Genomic DNA, 15,087 nt, shown 5'->3' on the forward strand with positions numbered 1-15,087 from the left:
GNACGCGGAGCGTCCATTGNGAACCTGTGGGAGCGGGCTTGCCCGCGATGCACTTACAGGGTCAAGGTCAGTCGGCTGATCAGCGCACCCGGCAACAACGCCGAGGCCGTGGCCCGCTGGCTGTAGGTGCTGGCCGACAGCAACAACTCACGCTCCTCCGTCAACGCTTCCAGCTGNGAACCGAGCAGGCTGTAGACGCTGTCATCAAAGCGCATGGTGCTGACCGGCGCCTTGATCTCGCCGTCTTCCACCCAGAACGTGGCGAAGCGCGTCATGCCGGTCAGGCGTGCGGCCGGCAGGTCGGAGTAGTTCAGGTACCACAGGTTGCTGATATACAAACCGGTGCCCAGTTGCTTGAGAATCTCTGCATCAGGCAGCGTACCGGCGGCCATGTTCACTGCGCTCGGCATTTCACCGCCGCTGGCGCCGTTGGCGGTCAGGCCGTATTCGGCGGCACTGCGTGAACTGACCATCTGCGCGCCGGCCTTGCCTTCGACGATCAAGCCAAGATCGGTGCGCGGATAACCTTCGCCCGAGAACGCCGGGCTCAACGAACCGCTGACCTTTTCATCAACCGACACCAACGGGCTGAATGCACTGTCGCCCGCATACAGCTTCTGCAGCGGACTGTTTTTGCTGGCAATCGACTGTGCCGAGAAACCGCCCCAGCCCAGCATGTCCATGATTTCTCCCAGGGCTGCCGGCGCCAGATAGGCGCGGTACTGACCGGGCGCCAGGGTGTGTTGCGGTCTGCCGAGAAACGCCAACTGCTCGCGCGCCTGCGCAAAGCGCCTGGCAAACCCTTCGCTGTTCCAGTCGTGCCCGGCGTAACTGGCTTTCACCGCTTGGCCGTTTTCATGAAACAGGCTGAAATCGAAGTTGAAGCTGTTGGCCTGATGCCAGCCGAACGCGCCCGNAGAACTGGCGAATCCACGACTGATCGGCCCGGCGGCGTAGAAGCCGACCAGATCCAGCCCCTCGGCCGCCTGAGTGATTTCAGCGACCACTTGCTCGGTGTCCGGCAGCGGGTGATCTTGAACATTCTTGCTCTGCCAACCGTTGTGGTTGAGCAGCAGGTAGGGATCTGGCGGCAGCAGCGGCAAGGTTTCGCGCAACTGTTGCAGACCTTCGGCCAGCCGCTGAAGGTCGACTTCCTGATCACCGGCCAGCGTGATGTTCAGGTCAGCATGCCGGCCCTCGTTGATCAGCTTGAAACCGACGCTCGCCTGCTGCACCTGACCGGCTTGACGCACCTTGGCGTGGTTGAAGCGCACGAAGGCCGAGGATTCGGCGGCGTAACTGAGAGTGAATTGTTCCGGCTCGCGAATCGCATCGCGCAGCCAATTGACCAAGGCCTTGAACGCATCGGCCTGACTTTTTGAAGTACTCATCAGGCATCCCCCCCAAACACATCAACGTTGCTGAACACGCAGGCCGGCGAGGCATGGCCGACCCGGATCACTTGGTTGGGTTCGCCTTTGCCGCAGTTCGGCGTGCCCAGGACCTTGAAGGTACTGGCGTCGCCGACGGCGCTGAGCTTGCGCCAGAACTGCGCGGAAATGGCGCGGTAGTTGGGGTTCTTCACCACGCCCTTGAGTTCGCCGTTTTCGATCAACTGGCCCCACTCGCAGCCGAACTGGAATTTATTGCGCGCATCGTCGATGGACCAGGAGCGGTTGGTGCTCATCAAGATGCCGTGCTCGATGTTGCCGATCATCTGCTCCAGCGGTTGATCGCCGGCCTCGATGTTCAGGTTGGCCATGCGNTCGATCGGTGCGCGGTTCCAGCTGCAGGCGCGGCTGTTGGCGACGCCGCCCAGTCCTGAGCGAAATTGCGACAACGCGCCGCCCAATGGCTTGAGCAGCAGGCCTTCANTAATCAGGAACTGTTTGNTGGCGCGGGTGCCGTCGTCGTCATGGCTGTAGCTGGCGAGTTGCTCGGGAATGTCCGGGTCGAAGGTCACGTTCAGCAGTTTCGAACCGTATTGCAGATGGCCGAAGTCGTCGGCCTTCACAAAGCTGGTGCCGGCGTAATTGCGCTCATCGCCCAGGATGCGGTCCAGTTCCAGCGGGTGGCCGATGGACTCGTGGATCTGCAGGATCATTTGGTCGGGCATCAGCAGCAGGTCNCGCGGGCCTTTCGGGGTGTTCGGCGCCAGCAGCAATTGCAGTGCCTGATCAGCGATTTTCGGACCGGCGCCGACCAGGCCACAGCGACTGATCACATCAAAACCGCCCTGCTGACCGAAGTTCTCGCGGCCCAGGGTTCGGGTCTGGCTGTCGTTGCCGTCGTAGGCGGTGACGCTCAGGCCCGGGTAGACGAAACGCTGGGCCTGGCGCAGTTCGGCACCGGCACTGTTGAGGTAGATCTGTTCTACATGGGTGATGCCGATGCTCACCTGCCAGTTCACCAGTCGCTCGTCCTTGGGCACGGATGCGGACTCGGCGCCGAGCAGTTGGTAGCAGTCGCTTAAGGACGGGAAGGGCTGGTCGAGGTCGGGCGACAGGTAGTCGGCGACGTCGCTGGAGACCACTTGTGCGCTCAGGTCGAGCAGGGCGTGGGGCTTGAGTCGGCGGGCTTGTTGCTCGGCCTTCTCCAGCGCAGCTTGCAGGCCTTGTTGCGACAAGTCGTTGGTCGCGGCGTAGGCTTCGACGCCGTTGACGCGCACGGTCAGCATCGCGCCTTCGTCACGGCTCAGGCTTGGAGGTTCGGCGACATTCTTGCGGACCGACAGGTACTGGCCGGACTCGCGCACATAACGCAGCGAAAAGAATTCAGCGCCCGTGCGCAAGGCAGCGAAGCGCTGCTTGAGCTGGGGGTGGAAATCGAACATTCGGGAACCTCCTTGGTCTGGAGTGGCGGTGTAGCGGTGTTACGAAGGGGGTGAAACGATTGCGTGGCGCTAGATTAGGCCTGCGCGGGGGGTAGGATCAAGCTTGGATCGGTGTAGGAAGGGATTGCCGGGGTGTGTCAGAAAGAGATGTGTTGTTCCCGCAGGCCCCATCGCGAGCAAGCTCGCTCCCACAGGGATTGNGCAAAACCTGTGGGAGCGAGCTTGCTCGCGATTGGCCGTGACGCGGTGTAACGGTCTTACTGAGCGGTGAGGCTCACATCCCGCAACGGCTTGCCACGCACCGGCGCATCGCCTGCTACGTAGTAATCGGCAGTGCTGCGCGGCAATGGCTTGCGGCCACGGATCTTGTCGGCGATTTTCTCGGCGATCATGATCGTCGGCGCGTTCAGGTTGCCGGTGGTGATGATCGGCATGATCGACGCATCGACCACACGTAGCCCCTGCATGCCATGCACACGGCCTTCGCCGTCCACTACCGCCATCTCGTCGGTGCCCATCTTGCACGAGCAGGACGGGTGGAATGCCGTTTCGGCGTGCTCGCGGATGAACGTGTCGAGCTGCTCATCGGTTTGCACTTCAATACCCGGGCTGATTTCGCGGCCACGGTATTGGTCGAGGGCCGGTTGCTGCATGATTTCACGGGTCAGGCGGATGCCGTCGCGGAATTCCTGCCAGTCCTGCTCGGTGGCCATGTAGTTGAAGAGGATGCTCGGGTAGTCCCGTGGGTTCTTCGACTTCAAGTGCACGCGGCCACGGCTTGGCGAACGCATGGAGCCCATGTGCGCCTGGAAACCGTGCTCTTTCACACCGTTGCTGCCGTTGTAGTTAATCGCGACCGGCAGGAAGTGGTACTGGATGTTCGGCCAATCGAATTCTTCACGGGTACGGATAAAACCGCCCGCTTCGAACTGGTTGCTGGCGCCGATGCCAGTGCCGTTGAACAGCCACTCGGCACCGATGGCCGGTTGGTTGTACCAGAGCAGCGACGGGTACAGCGACACCGGTTGGGTGCACGCATATTGCAGGTAGAGCTCAAGGTGATCCTGCAGGTTTTCGCCGACGCCGGGCAGGTCATGGACCACCGGAATGTCGAGCTTGTTCAGCAGTTCGGCCGGGCCGACACCGGAGCGTTGCAGAATCTGCGGCGAAGCGATGGCGCCGGAGCACAGCAGCACTTCTTTACGCGCACGGGCTTCAACGCGCTCTTCGGCGGCGCCGATCAAGTAACGCACGCCAACCGCCCGCTTGCCTTCGAACAAGACTTTGTCGGTGAGGGCGTGGGTGACGATGGTCAGGGTAGAACGCTTTTTGGCCGTGTCCAGGTAACCGCGTGCGGTGCTGGCGCGACGGCCTTTAGGCGTGACGGTACGGTCCATCGGGCCGAAGCCTTCTTGCTGGTAGCCGTTCAAGTCGTCGGTGCGCGGGTAACCCGCTTGTACGCCTGCTTCAACCATGGCGTGGAACAGCGGGTTGTTGCCGGCTTTTGGCGTGGTCACGCTGACCGGACCGTCGCCACCGTGGTAGTCGTTGGGGCCGATGTCCCGAGTTTCAGCTTTTCGGAAATACGGCAGGCAGTTCAGGTAATCCCAGTCTTCAAGACCCGGAAGCTTGGCCCAGTTGTCGTAGTCCATGGCGTTGCCACGGATGTAGCACATGCCGTTGATCAGGGAAGAGCCACCCAGGCCCTTGCCGCGCCCGCATTCCATCCGGCGACCGTCCATGTGTGGCTCTGGATCGGTTTCGTAGGCCCAGTTGTAGCGACGGCCTTGCAGCGGGAACGCCAGGGCGGCCGGCATTTGCGTGCGAAAGTCCAGGCGGTAGTCCGGGCCGCCGGCTTCCAGCAGCAAAACGGTGACGCCTTCGTCTTCGGTCAGACGGGTCGCCAGGGTGTTACCGGCGGAGCCGGCACCGATGATGATGTAATCGAATTCTTGGGACATTGAATGCACCCTCTTTGAAGTTGGTCAGGTCAAGCGAGTGCTGCGCACTCGATCGCCAGCAGGCTGGCTCCCACACTGGAATGTGTACTCCTGNGGGCTTGCCCCCGATGGCGGCCTCAAAGGCAACGCAAGGCTCGGGTTTAGAACACCGAGGCGTAGTCGCCCAGCTCAACCTGTACCGATTTGATGCGGGTGAAGTTGTTCAGCGAGCTGATGCCGTTCTCACGGCCAACACCCGACTGCTTGTAGCCACCGACTGGCATCTTGGCGTCGGACTCGCCCCAGGCGTTGATCCAGCAGATACCGGCTTCCAGTTGATGAATCACGCGGTGAGCGCGGTTCAGGTCTTTGGTGACCAGGCCGGCAGCCAGGCCGAAGTCGGTATCGTTGGCGCGGCGGATCACTTCTTCTTCGGTCTCGTAAGTGAGAATGCTCATCACCGGGCCGAAGATTTCTTCACGGACGATGGTCATTTCGTCGGTGCAGTCGGTGAACACGGTCGGAGCCACGAAGGCGCCTTTGGCGAATTCGCCAGCGGTCAGACGGTCGCCGCCGCACAGTACGCGGGCGCCTTCTTCCTTACCTTTGGCGATGTAGCCGAGCACGCTTTCCATGTGGGCGAAGCTGACCAGCGGGCCGAAGTTGGTGTTCTCGTCTTGCGGGTTGCCGACGCGAATGCGCGCCACACGCTCAGCGATCTTGGCTTCGAAGGCTGCTTGCAGGTGCTTGGGCACGAATACGCGAGTGCCGTTGGTGCAGACCTGACCGGAGCTGTAGAAGTTGGCCATCATCGCGATGTCGGCCGCGCGATCAAGGTCGGCGTCGTCGAAGATGATCAGCGGGGATTTGCCGCCCAGTTCCATGGTCACGTCTTTGAGCGACGAGGCGGAAGCGCTGGCCATGACTTTTTTGCCGGTGTCGGTGCCGCCGGTGAACGAGACCTTCTCGATGCGTGGGTGCTCGGTCAGCCAGGTGCCGACTTCACGGCCGCTGCCGGTCAACACGTTGAACACGCCTGCAGGAACGCCGGCTTCGGTGTAGATCTCGGCCAGTTTCAGGGTGGTCAGCGAGGTGACTTCGCTTGGCTTGAAGATCATCGCGTTACCCGCGGCCAGGGCCGGTGCGGATTTCCACAGGGCGATCTGGATCGGGTAGTTCCACGCGCCGATACCGGCGACCACGCCCAGCGGCTCGCGGCGGGTATAGACGAAGGAGGTGTCGCGCAGCGGGATCTGCTCGCCTTCGATGGCCGGCACCAGGCCTGCGTAGTATTCCAGCACGTCAGCGCCGGTGACGATGTCGACGTATTGGGTTTCGGAGAAGGCTTTACCGGTGTCCAGGGTTTCCAGGGCTGCCAGCTCATCGTTGCGCTCGCGCAGGATGTCGACGGCACGGCGCAGGATGCGCGAACGCTCCATGGCGGTCATGGCGGCCCAGATTTTCTGGCCTTTTTCAGCGCTGACCACGGCACGTTCAACGTCGTCTTTGGTAGCACGTTGCACTTGGGCGAGAACTTCACCGTTAGCCGGGTTGATGGCTTCGAAGGTGGCATCGCTGCCAGCGTCGCTGTAGCCGCCGTCAATGTAGAGTTTTTGCAGTTCGAAACGGGCCATAAAGTCCTCGCAAGTGCATAAGTGGTTGGCGTTGACCACTGCGGTGAAGCCATATAGGTGTGGCAACACCGATCAGTAGCCGTTCAGGGGTTGAGCGTTTATGTGTGCTCTAACTCACCTGCTTGGCCAATTGGAAATCCATGTATTCGTAAGCGATCCGTTGCGCCTGCTCCGTGTCGAAAGCNTCTCCCGACAGCGCGCCGCGCAACCACAAACCGTCAATGAGGGCTGCCAGGCCCCGGGCGGCACTGCGCGCGTCATCGAGCGGCAATACACGGCGGAACTGGCAGCACAGGTTGGAATACAGACGTTGATCGTTGATCCGCTGCAACCTGTGCAATGACGGGTGATGCATGCTGGTGGCCCAGAAGGCCAGCCAGGTTTTCATTGCCGGTCCGTTGACTTGGCTGGCGTCGAAGTTGCCNTCGATGATCACCTGGAGGTGCGCCCGCGGGCTGCTGTCCTCCAGCGCCTGACGGCGCGCGGTGACGTTCTCGCTCAGGACACTCATCAGATACTGCGCCGTGGCAGCGATCAGGCCGTTCTTGTCCTGAAAGTAGTGACTGATGATGCCGTTCGAGACNCCGGCCAAACGGGCGATCAGCGCAATGCTGGCGTCCCCCATTCCGACCTGATCGACCGCCNGCAAGGTGGCTTCGATCAACTGCTGGCGGCGTATGGGTTGCATACCGACCTTGGGCATGTAGCACCTCTCCTTAGGCCTGCCGGTGGGCGATAAACGTCCGTCGGCTTGAAGGCCAGTCTATTTTGTTTTGATTGAACGTTCAATCAACAAAGAATAAGATCTGCGACAATTCGTCGCTGCCTACAGGTTTTTCCTACGCGTAGTTGGCGGAAAAACGACGTCTGAAAATGCTCGAAACCCACACGCTCAGGCGTTCAGGGGGTTCGGGCTTTTTTCGGGCTGTCTTTATATCACCCGCTGGTCGGCTGCCAACTAACCGAATGGTCGGGTAACCGTTGCCTTGTGTTTCTCTCTCGCACTGCCTGGAGCATCTGCGCCATGAGTTCTGCCTCTCTTATAAAGACCCCGCCGGAAAAGGTACGGGTCAACGGTTGGGTGTTCTACACCTCCACCGCGCTGATTCTGTTGTTGACCGCCATTCTGATCATCGCCCCGCAGGAGGCCGGGCGCATGCTTGGCGTAGCGCAAGCCTGGCTTTCGAAAAGCTTCGGCTGGTACTACATGGTGGTCATCGCCGCTTACCTGGTGTTTGTGGTCGGCCTGGCGTTTTCGTCCTACGGCAAATTGAAACTGGGCAGCAAGGATGACACCCCGGACTTCAGCTACGGCGCCTGGGCCGGCATGTTGTTCTCGTCGGGTATCGGCATCTCGCTGCTGTACTTCGGCGCCTCGGAGCCGTTGGACCACTACTTCAATCCGCCGGAAGGCGTTGCCGCCAGCAATATGGCCGCGCGTCAGGCTGTGCAGCTGACATTCCTGCATTGGGGCCTGCATGGCTGGGCGATCTACGCCTTGGTCGGCCTGGCCGTGGCGTATTTCGCCTACCGTCATAACCAGCCGCTGGCCTTGCGTTCGGCGCTGTACCCGCTGGTGGGCGAGCGCTGGGTGAAGGGCGCAGCCGGCCACGCGGTGGACGGTTTTGGTATGTTCGTGACCCTGTTGGGCCTGGTGACGAACCTGGGGATTGGTGCGATGCAAGTGTCGTCCGGGTTGGAAAACCTGTTCGGCATGGCGCACAGCAACACCAACCTGCTGATCGTGATTATTGTGATGAGCACCGTGGCGACCATCGCTGCCGTGTCGGGTGTGGAAAACGGCATTCGCCGCCTGTCCAACCTCAACATCGTACTGTTCAGTGGTTTGCTGATTTTTGTGCTGCTGTTCGGCCCGACCCTGCATTTGCTCAACGGCTTCGTGCAGAACGTTGGTGACTATTTGAACGGCGTGGTCCTGAAGACTTTCGACCTCTACGTCTACGAAGGCGACAGTGACAAANCCGANCGCTGGATGGGCCTGTGGACCCTGTTCTACTGGGCCTGGTGGATTTCCTGGGCGCCATTCGTGGGCATGTTCATCGCGCGTATTTCCCGTGGTCGCACGGTGCGTGAACTGGTGGCCGGCGTGCTGCTGATCCCGCTGGGCTTCACCCTGGCGTGGCTGTCGATCTTCGGTAACTCTGCCCTGGACCTGGTGATGAACCATGGGGCGGTGGAGCTCGGGAAGACGGCGCTCGAACAGCCGTCGATGGCGATCTATCAACTGCTTGAGCATTACCCGGCATCGAAGATTGTGATCGGCGTGTCGATCTTCGTCGGTTTTGTGCTGTTCCTGACCCCGGCGGACTCCGGCGCGGTGATGATGGCCAACCTTTCCTGCAAAGGCGGCAATGTGGATGAAGATGCGCCGCACTGGCTGCGGATTTTCTGGTCGGCGGTGATTACGCTGGTGACCATCGGCCTGCTGTTTGCCGGCAACTTCGAAGCCATGCAGACCATGGTCGTGCTGGCGGGGCTGCCGTTCTCGGTGGTGCTGATTTTGTTTATGTTCGGTNTGCACAAGGCGATGCGCCAGGACGTGCAGATCGAACAGGAGCAAGCGGAGCTGGCGGCGCGCGGTCGTCGTGGTTTCAGCGAGCGTTTGACGCAGCTGGACCTGCAGCCGAATCAGTCGATCGTTCAGCGTTTCATGGACAAGCAAGTCAGCCCGGCGCTGGAAGAGGCGGCGGTGCAACTGCGCGGTCAAGGCCTGGAAGTGCAAACGTTGCTGGGCAAGTCCAAGCGCTGCATTGGTGTGCGCATCGAGATGGAGGAGGGCAACCCTTTTGTCTACGAAGTGAGCCTGGATGGCTATCTCGCGGCGGCGAGCGAAACGGTCTCGGCCGAAAGCGCTGACGAACCGCGTGCGCGCTATTACCGCGCCGAGGTGTACCTGCACAACGGCAGCCAGGAATACGACCTGATGGGCTTTGCCCAGGAACAAATCACCCGGGACGTGCTCGATCAGTTTGAAAGCCATCGGCAGCTCCTTGGCCGTGTCTATAGCTAAATGTTGAGGTGATGCGGTGCAGTGAATGCACCGCAGATCCACTGTGGCGAGGGAGCTTGCCCCCGTTCGGCTGCGAAGCAGTCGTAAACCCGACCAGCGCGGTCCATCTGTAAGATCGCACTGTCTGGATTTGGGGCCGCTGCGCGACCCAACGGGGGCAAGCCCCCTCGCCACAGTGGTCCGTGTTTACAGCCAAATATCCGCACTAACAAAAACGCCGCGATCCTCTCGCGGCGTTTTTGTGTCTGCTGCCTTAACCCAGGTTCTTGCCGAGCAGTGCGTGATACAGCTCGCTGTCCCCCAAGATCCCCACCACCTGGTTGTTGTTGTGCAACACCAGCTTGTTCCCGGTGTGGTAACGAATCTGCAACGCATCGCGCATGCCGATATTCGAGTCCACCAGCGTTGGCCGACGACCCAGGCCTTCGACCGCTTGCCCTGGAATCCAGTTCTGCAGGTCCAGGCTCGCGCCGTTCTGGCGGGCACCTTTGATGGTGTTGCCTTCGGCCAGGTCCAGCCACGAATCGCCGCCCGGGTCCAAACACACCGAACCGTTGATGCGTTTGCAGTTGTCCAGGGTGCGCATCAGGCTGCGACCGCACAGTACGTTCAGCGGGTTGGTATGGGCGACGAAGGTGCGCACATAGTCGTCCGCCGGGTTCAGCACGATCTCTTCCGGCACGCTGTACTGGATGATCTTGCCGTCTTTCATGATTGCGATACGGCTGCCGAGCTTCAGGGCTTCATCGAGGTCGTGGCTCACGAACACAATGGTTTTGCTCAGCTTGCTTTGCAGTTCCAGTAATTCGTCCTGCAGGCCTTGGCGGATCAGCGGGTCGAGCGCCGAGAACGGTTCGTCCATCAGCAGAATGTCGGCGTCCATCGCCAGTGCACGGGCCAGGCCCACGCGNTGCTGCATGCCGCCGGACAACTCGTCAGGCTTCTTGTTGCGCCATTGGGCCAGGCCCACCAGTTCCAGCTTGTCATCCACCAGCTTGCGCCGTTCCTTCTCGGGGCGGCCCTGCATTTCCAGACCGAAGCTGATGTTCTCGCGCACCGTCAGCCAAGGCATCAGGGCGAACTTCTGGAACACCATGGCGATGCGCTTGGTGCGCATCATTTTGAGCTCGGCAGGTGTGCACGAAGCGATGTCGATCTGGCGGCCTTCATGTTCGACAAACAGCTTGCCGCGGCTCACGGTGTTGAGGCCGTTGATGCAGCGCAGCAAGCTCGACTTGCCTGAGCCCGACAGGCCCATCAGCACGCAGATCTCGCCTTTCTCAATGTCCAGGCTGGCTTTTTCAACGCCGACAATCTGCCCGGTTTTTTTCAGGATCTCGTTGCGGTGCATGCCTTGGTCGAGGAGCTTGAGCGCCTCACGTGGATCTTTGGAAAAGATTACGTCGACGTCTTCGAAGCGAATAATGCTCATGCGTCACCCCCTACTTTGGCGTCGGGTTGTTTGCAGATGCGGTCGAGCATGATGGCCAGCAATACGATTGCCAGGCCGGCTTCAAAGCCCAGGGCAATGTCGGCGGTGTTCAGTGCGTTGACCACCGGCTTGCCGAGGCCGTCGGCGCCCACCAGGGCCGCGATCACCACCATCGACAACGACAGCATGATGCATTGGGTAATGCCGGCGGCAATGCTCGGCATGGCGTGGGGCAGTTCGATGCGTGCGAGNAACTGACGGCGCGAGCAGCCAAAGGCTTTACCGGCGTCCATCAACTCTTGTGGCACATCGCGGATACCCAGGTAAGTCAGGCGGATAGGCGCGGCAATCGCGAACACCACCGTGGAAATCAGACCGGGCACCACACCCAGCCCGAAGAGGGTCAGGGTAGGGATGAGGTAGACGAAGGTCGGCACGGTCTGCATCAGATCGAGTACCGGCCGCATCATGGTGTAGAACAGCGGTTTGTGCGCGGCAACAATGCCCAGCGGCACACCGATGACCACGCAGACCAGGGTGGCGAACAGCACCTGCGCGAGGGTTTCCATGGTTTCCTGCCAGTACCCGAGGTTCAGGATCAGCAGGAAGGAGGCAATGACGAAAACGGTCAGCCCCCACTTTCGTTGAATGAAGTGAGCCAGTAGTGCGATGAGGCCGATCAATGCCAGCGGGTTGAACCAGGTCAGCGCGAACGTCACGCCGTGGATCATCGTTTCCAGTGTCGATGCGATGGCGTCGAAGGTGTTGGCGCCGTGTTGCGTCAACCATTCAACGAAGCCCGCGATGTACTGGCCTAGAGGTATTTTCTGATCAATCAGCATGGTAGTGAACGTCCGCATGCAAGGAAATAAACAGCCCGGACGGCCTAAGCCGCCCGGCGTAAGCGATTACTGCGCGAGCTTGGCTTTCACGGCCTCCAGGCCAGGTTTACCGTCAATGGTGGTCACGCCAGCGAGCCAGGTATCGAGGACCTGTGGATTCTTTTTCAGCCAGGCCTTGGCCGCGGCGTCAGGCTTCATTTTGTCGTCCAGGACGTTACCCATCAGCGAGCTTTCCATGTCGAGGGTGAACACCAGGTTTTTCAGCAACTGACCGACGTTGCTGCATTCCTGCGCGTAGCCCTTGCGGGTGTTGGTGAAGATGGTCGCCTGACCGAAGTTCGGGCCGAAGAAGTCGTCGCCGCCAGTCAGGTACTTCATCTTGAAACGCGTGTTCATCGGGTGCGGTTCCCAGCCCAGGAACACCACGGCGGTGTTGCGGCGCTGGGCGCGATCGACTTGCGAGAGCATGCCTGCCTCGCTGGATTCGACCACCTTGAAGCCGGCGTCTTTCAGGCCGAAGGCGTTCTTGTCGATCATGCTCTGGATCAGGCGGTTACCGTCGTTGCCTGGTTCGATGCCGTAGATCTTGCCGTCGAGTTCTTTCTTGAACTTGGCGATGTCGGCGAAATCCTTCAGACCCTTGTTATACAACTCTTCGGGCACGGCGAGTGTGTATTTTGCGTTTTCGAGGTTGGCGCGCAGGGTCTCCACGGTGCCGGCATCACGGTACTGCTTGATGTCGTTTTCCATGGTCGGCATCCAGTTGCCGAGGAAGATGTCCATGTTCTTGCCGTCGGCCAGGGACTTGTAGGTCACCGGCACCGAAATCATCGTGGTGCGTGGCTTGTAGCCCAGGCCCTTGAGNANNNCGCTGGTGGTGGCGGTGGTGACGGTAATGTCAGTCCAGCCGACATCGGAGAAGTTGACGGTCTGACATTGTGCCGGTTCTGCAGCTTGAGCCAGTAACGGCAGACTCAGCATGGCGGCCAACAACAACGACGGGGAACCTTTCATGGATGGACTCCTTGGTGTTTTTTTTGGCAGTGTTCCGACTGGACCACCGCACTTATAGGTTGCGGTTGGATGGCGTTTTGGAGACAGCTCTACCACGGCGCCTTGCAATCGAGTCGATACGATCATGTACCAGTGAAAATCTGACGCCTACAGGGGGCGTCGTATCCAGTACAGGGATGGTCGCATCCAGTGTCGGTGACGTCGTTTACAGCTTTTTTCAGCCCCCTTTGCCCCCCTGATCCGCAAAAAAACGGCGAGAACGCAGCGTAAAACGCCCGCGGCGTTGGTGAGCATGAGTGCGTCGGTGTGAGACGTCGAACGACACGGCAAAAGCCTGATGATGCGGCCATCTCGGCGGATTGCAGCTTGAGCGTAGCAGCTCCGTCACTGGGCGCTTTTGCGTCTGGAGTTGGTACATCCAGGAGTTCGGCAGTAATGGCTATCAGTGTTTTCGACCTGTTCAAAATCGGCATCGGCCCTTCCAGTTCGCACACCGTGGGGCCTATGCGGGCCGCCGCGCTGTTCGTGCAAGGTTTGCGTGAGCAGGGTCTTTTGGAACAAGTGCGGCGCGTTGAAGTTCAGCTTTATGGGTCGCTGTCAGCCACCGGCATCGGTCACGGCAGCGACACCGCCACCCTCATGGGCCTGATGGGCGAGTGGCCGGACGCAATCGACCCGTCGCAAATCGGCATCCGTATCGAAACCCTGCGCGAGACCCACACACTGTTGCTCGACGGCCGCCTGTCGGTGCCGTTTATCTGGGCCCGCGACATGCGGCTGATCGACGAAAACCTGCCGTTTCACCCCAACGCCATGACCCTGGTCGCTGAAGGTGATGACGGCGAGCTGCATCGCGACACCTACTATTCCATCGGCGGTGGTTTTGTCGTGGATGAAGCACAGGCTTCCAGCGGCGTGGTCGATCTGGATCGCACCGTGTTGCCTTTCGATTTCTCCAGCGCTGTCGAACTGCTCAGCCTGTGCCAGAAGCACAACCTGCGCGTCGCCGAATTGATGATGGCCAACGAGAAGGTCTGGCGCAGCGANGAAGAAATCCGCAGTGGCCTGATGAAACTCTGGCGGGCCATGCAGGATTGCGTGGAGCAGGGCCTCAAGCACGAAGGCATCTTGCCCGGTGGCCTGAATGTGCGTCGTCGCGCCGCCAAATTGCACCGCAGCCTGCAGGAGCTGGGCAAGCCGAATGTGATTGGCTCGACCTTGAGCGCCATGGAGTGGGTCAATCTGTTCGCCCTGGCGGTCAATGAAGAAAACGCAGCGGGTGGGCGCATGGTCACCGCGCCGACTAATGGTGCGGCGGGGATTATTCCGGCGGTGCTGCACTACTTTATGAAGTTCAGCGAAGAGGTAACGGAAGCCAACGTCGTCGACTACCTGCTGGGTGCTGCGGCGGTGGGGATTCTGTGCAAGAAGAACGCTTCGATCTCCGGCGCCGAGGTCGGTTGTCAGGGCGAAGTCGGTTCAGCCTGTGCGATGGCGGCGGCTGGCTTGGCGGAGATCCTGGGNGCCACGCCGGAGCAGGTGTGCAATGCCGCCGAAATCGGCCTGGAACACAACCTCGGCCTGACGTGCGACCCAGTGGGCGGGCTGGTGCAAGTGCCGTGCATCGAGCGCAATGCGATTGCGGCGGTGAAAGCGATCAACGCGGCGCAGATGGCGCTGCGCGGGGATGGTCAGCACTTTATCTCGCTGGATCGGGTGATCCGCACCATGCGAGATACCGGCGCGGACATGCACGACAAATACAAAGAGACTTCGCGGGGTGGGTTGGCGGTGAGCGCGGTTGAGTGTTGAGGTGACCAATCTCTGTAGGAGCCGGCTTGCTGGCGATGAACGATAACGCGGTCACTCTGAAAAACCGCGTCGATCCGATCGCCAGCAAGCCGGCTCCTGCAAAAGNCGATGAACGATAACGCGGTCACTCTGAAAAACCGCGTCGATCCGATCGCCAGCAAGCCGGCTCCTGCAAAAAACCACCAGACCAGTCAAAACTGCGCGCTAAGTGAACACATAATCCCAAACGCGCCACGTTTTGGCGCGTCGCTTACAGATAAGCCACTTGCCGGAGATCCGGGATCCAACCTGGCCATTACCGCCTGTCACCTGTGCTTGCGGTGACACTCTCCAACAAGTCGCCGTAGCCCTGTTCCCACAAGTGCTACCGATTTGCTCAAGCCCAACGGGGCAGAGCGCCTCACTCAGTTAATGGCACTTATAACCCCTACTCGCGGCACGGCTTATATAGACACGCCGCGACGTCGTTTTCAGGAGTTATTGAATGACCATTCAACTTTAGGCATGGCAATTGCTCTNTCATTACAAAGCCCGTCTCCCACGNGAGNA

The 15,087-nt window shown here is 60.3% G+C and carries 10 protein-coding genes; 2 read left to right on the forward strand and 8 right to left on the reverse strand.

Features of this window, described 5'->3' with window-relative positions:
- Nucleotides 1-53: 53 nt before the first annotated feature.
- The 5 genes from B7L09_RS19640 to betI form a co-directional block, all read right to left on the reverse strand.
- On the reverse strand, nt 54-1,391 hold the full coding sequence (locus B7L09_RS19640) for a TldD/PmbA family protein (protein ID WP_094470252.1): 1,338 nt from the start codon (nt 1,389-1,391) through the stop codon (nt 54-56).
- Complete coding sequence (locus tag B7L09_RS19645; RefSeq protein ID WP_094470253.1) at nt 1,391-2,833, reverse strand: TldD/PmbA family protein; 1,443 nt, start codon at nt 2,831-2,833, stop codon at nt 1,391-1,393. The genes B7L09_RS19640 and B7L09_RS19645 overlap by 1 nt, the downstream gene beginning before the upstream one ends.
- Nucleotides 2,834-3,090: 257 nt before the next feature.
- The gene (gene betA, locus B7L09_RS19650; protein ID WP_094470254.1) at nt 3,091-4,794 is read right to left on the reverse strand and encodes a choline dehydrogenase; all 1,704 of its coding nucleotides are present in this window, start codon (nt 4,792-4,794) and stop codon (nt 3,091-3,093) included.
- A gap of 140 nt (nt 4,795-4,934) precedes the next feature.
- Complete coding sequence (gene betB, locus B7L09_RS19655; RefSeq protein WP_094470255.1) at nt 4,935-6,407, reverse strand: betaine-aldehyde dehydrogenase; 1,473 nt, start codon at nt 6,405-6,407, stop codon at nt 4,935-4,937.
- Nucleotides 6,408-6,516: 109 nt separating this feature from the next.
- On the reverse strand, nt 6,517-7,110 hold the full coding sequence (gene betI, locus B7L09_RS19660) for a transcriptional regulator BetI (RefSeq protein WP_094470256.1): 594 nt from the start codon (nt 7,108-7,110) through the stop codon (nt 6,517-6,519).
- A gap of 378 nt (nt 7,111-7,488) precedes the next feature.
- On the opposite strand from betI, the gene B7L09_RS19665 reads away from it, so the two are divergent.
- The gene (locus B7L09_RS19665) at nt 7,489-9,438 is read left to right on the forward strand and encodes a BCCT family transporter (protein ID WP_255142241.1); all 1,950 of its coding nucleotides are present in this window, start codon (nt 7,489-7,491) and stop codon (nt 9,436-9,438) included.
- Nucleotides 9,439-9,691: 253 nt separating this feature from the next.
- On the opposite strand, the gene choV is transcribed toward B7L09_RS19665, so the two are convergent.
- From choV to B7L09_RS19685, 3 genes are all read right to left on the reverse strand, one after another.
- Nucleotides 9,692-10,870, reverse strand: a complete 1,179-nt coding sequence (gene choV, locus B7L09_RS19675) for a choline ABC transporter ATP-binding protein (RefSeq protein WP_094470259.1) — start codon at nt 10,868-10,870, stop codon at nt 9,692-9,694.
- Entirely contained in the window at nt 10,867-11,712 is an 846-nt protein-coding gene (gene choW, locus B7L09_RS19680; protein WP_094470260.1) for a choline ABC transporter permease subunit, read from the reverse strand. Before choW ends, choV begins: the two co-directional genes overlap by 4 nt.
- A gap of 66 nt (nt 11,713-11,778) precedes the next feature.
- Nucleotides 11,779-12,726 (reverse strand): choline ABC transporter substrate-binding protein, encoded by a 948-nt coding sequence (locus B7L09_RS19685; protein WP_094470261.1) that lies wholly within the window; start codon nt 12,724-12,726, stop codon nt 11,779-11,781.
- Nucleotides 12,727-13,161: 435 nt separating this feature from the next.
- Between B7L09_RS19685 and B7L09_RS19690 the strand changes: the two genes are divergently transcribed.
- Nucleotides 13,162-14,538 carry an L-serine ammonia-lyase gene (locus B7L09_RS19690; protein ID WP_094470262.1) on the forward strand — a complete coding sequence of 459 codons (1,377 nt, stop codon included), beginning with the start codon at nt 13,162-13,164 and terminating at the stop codon, nt 14,536-14,538.
- Nucleotides 14,539-15,087: the final 549 nt, after the last annotated feature.

Source organism: Pseudomonas mandelii, assembly GCF_002251635.1.
GTDB classification, from domain to species: domain Bacteria; phylum Pseudomonadota; class Gammaproteobacteria; order Pseudomonadales; family Pseudomonadaceae; genus Aquipseudomonas; species Aquipseudomonas mandelii_B.

Excerpts from the sequence above, each read along its gene's own strand:
- betA (WP_094470254.1), bottom strand. The coding sequence starts at position 4,794 with ATGTCCCAAGAATTCGATTACATCATCATCGGTGCCGGCTCCGCCGGT.
- betB (WP_094470255.1), bottom strand. The coding sequence starts at position 6,407 with ATGGCCCGTTTCGAACTGCAAAAACTCTACATTGACGGCGGCTACAGC.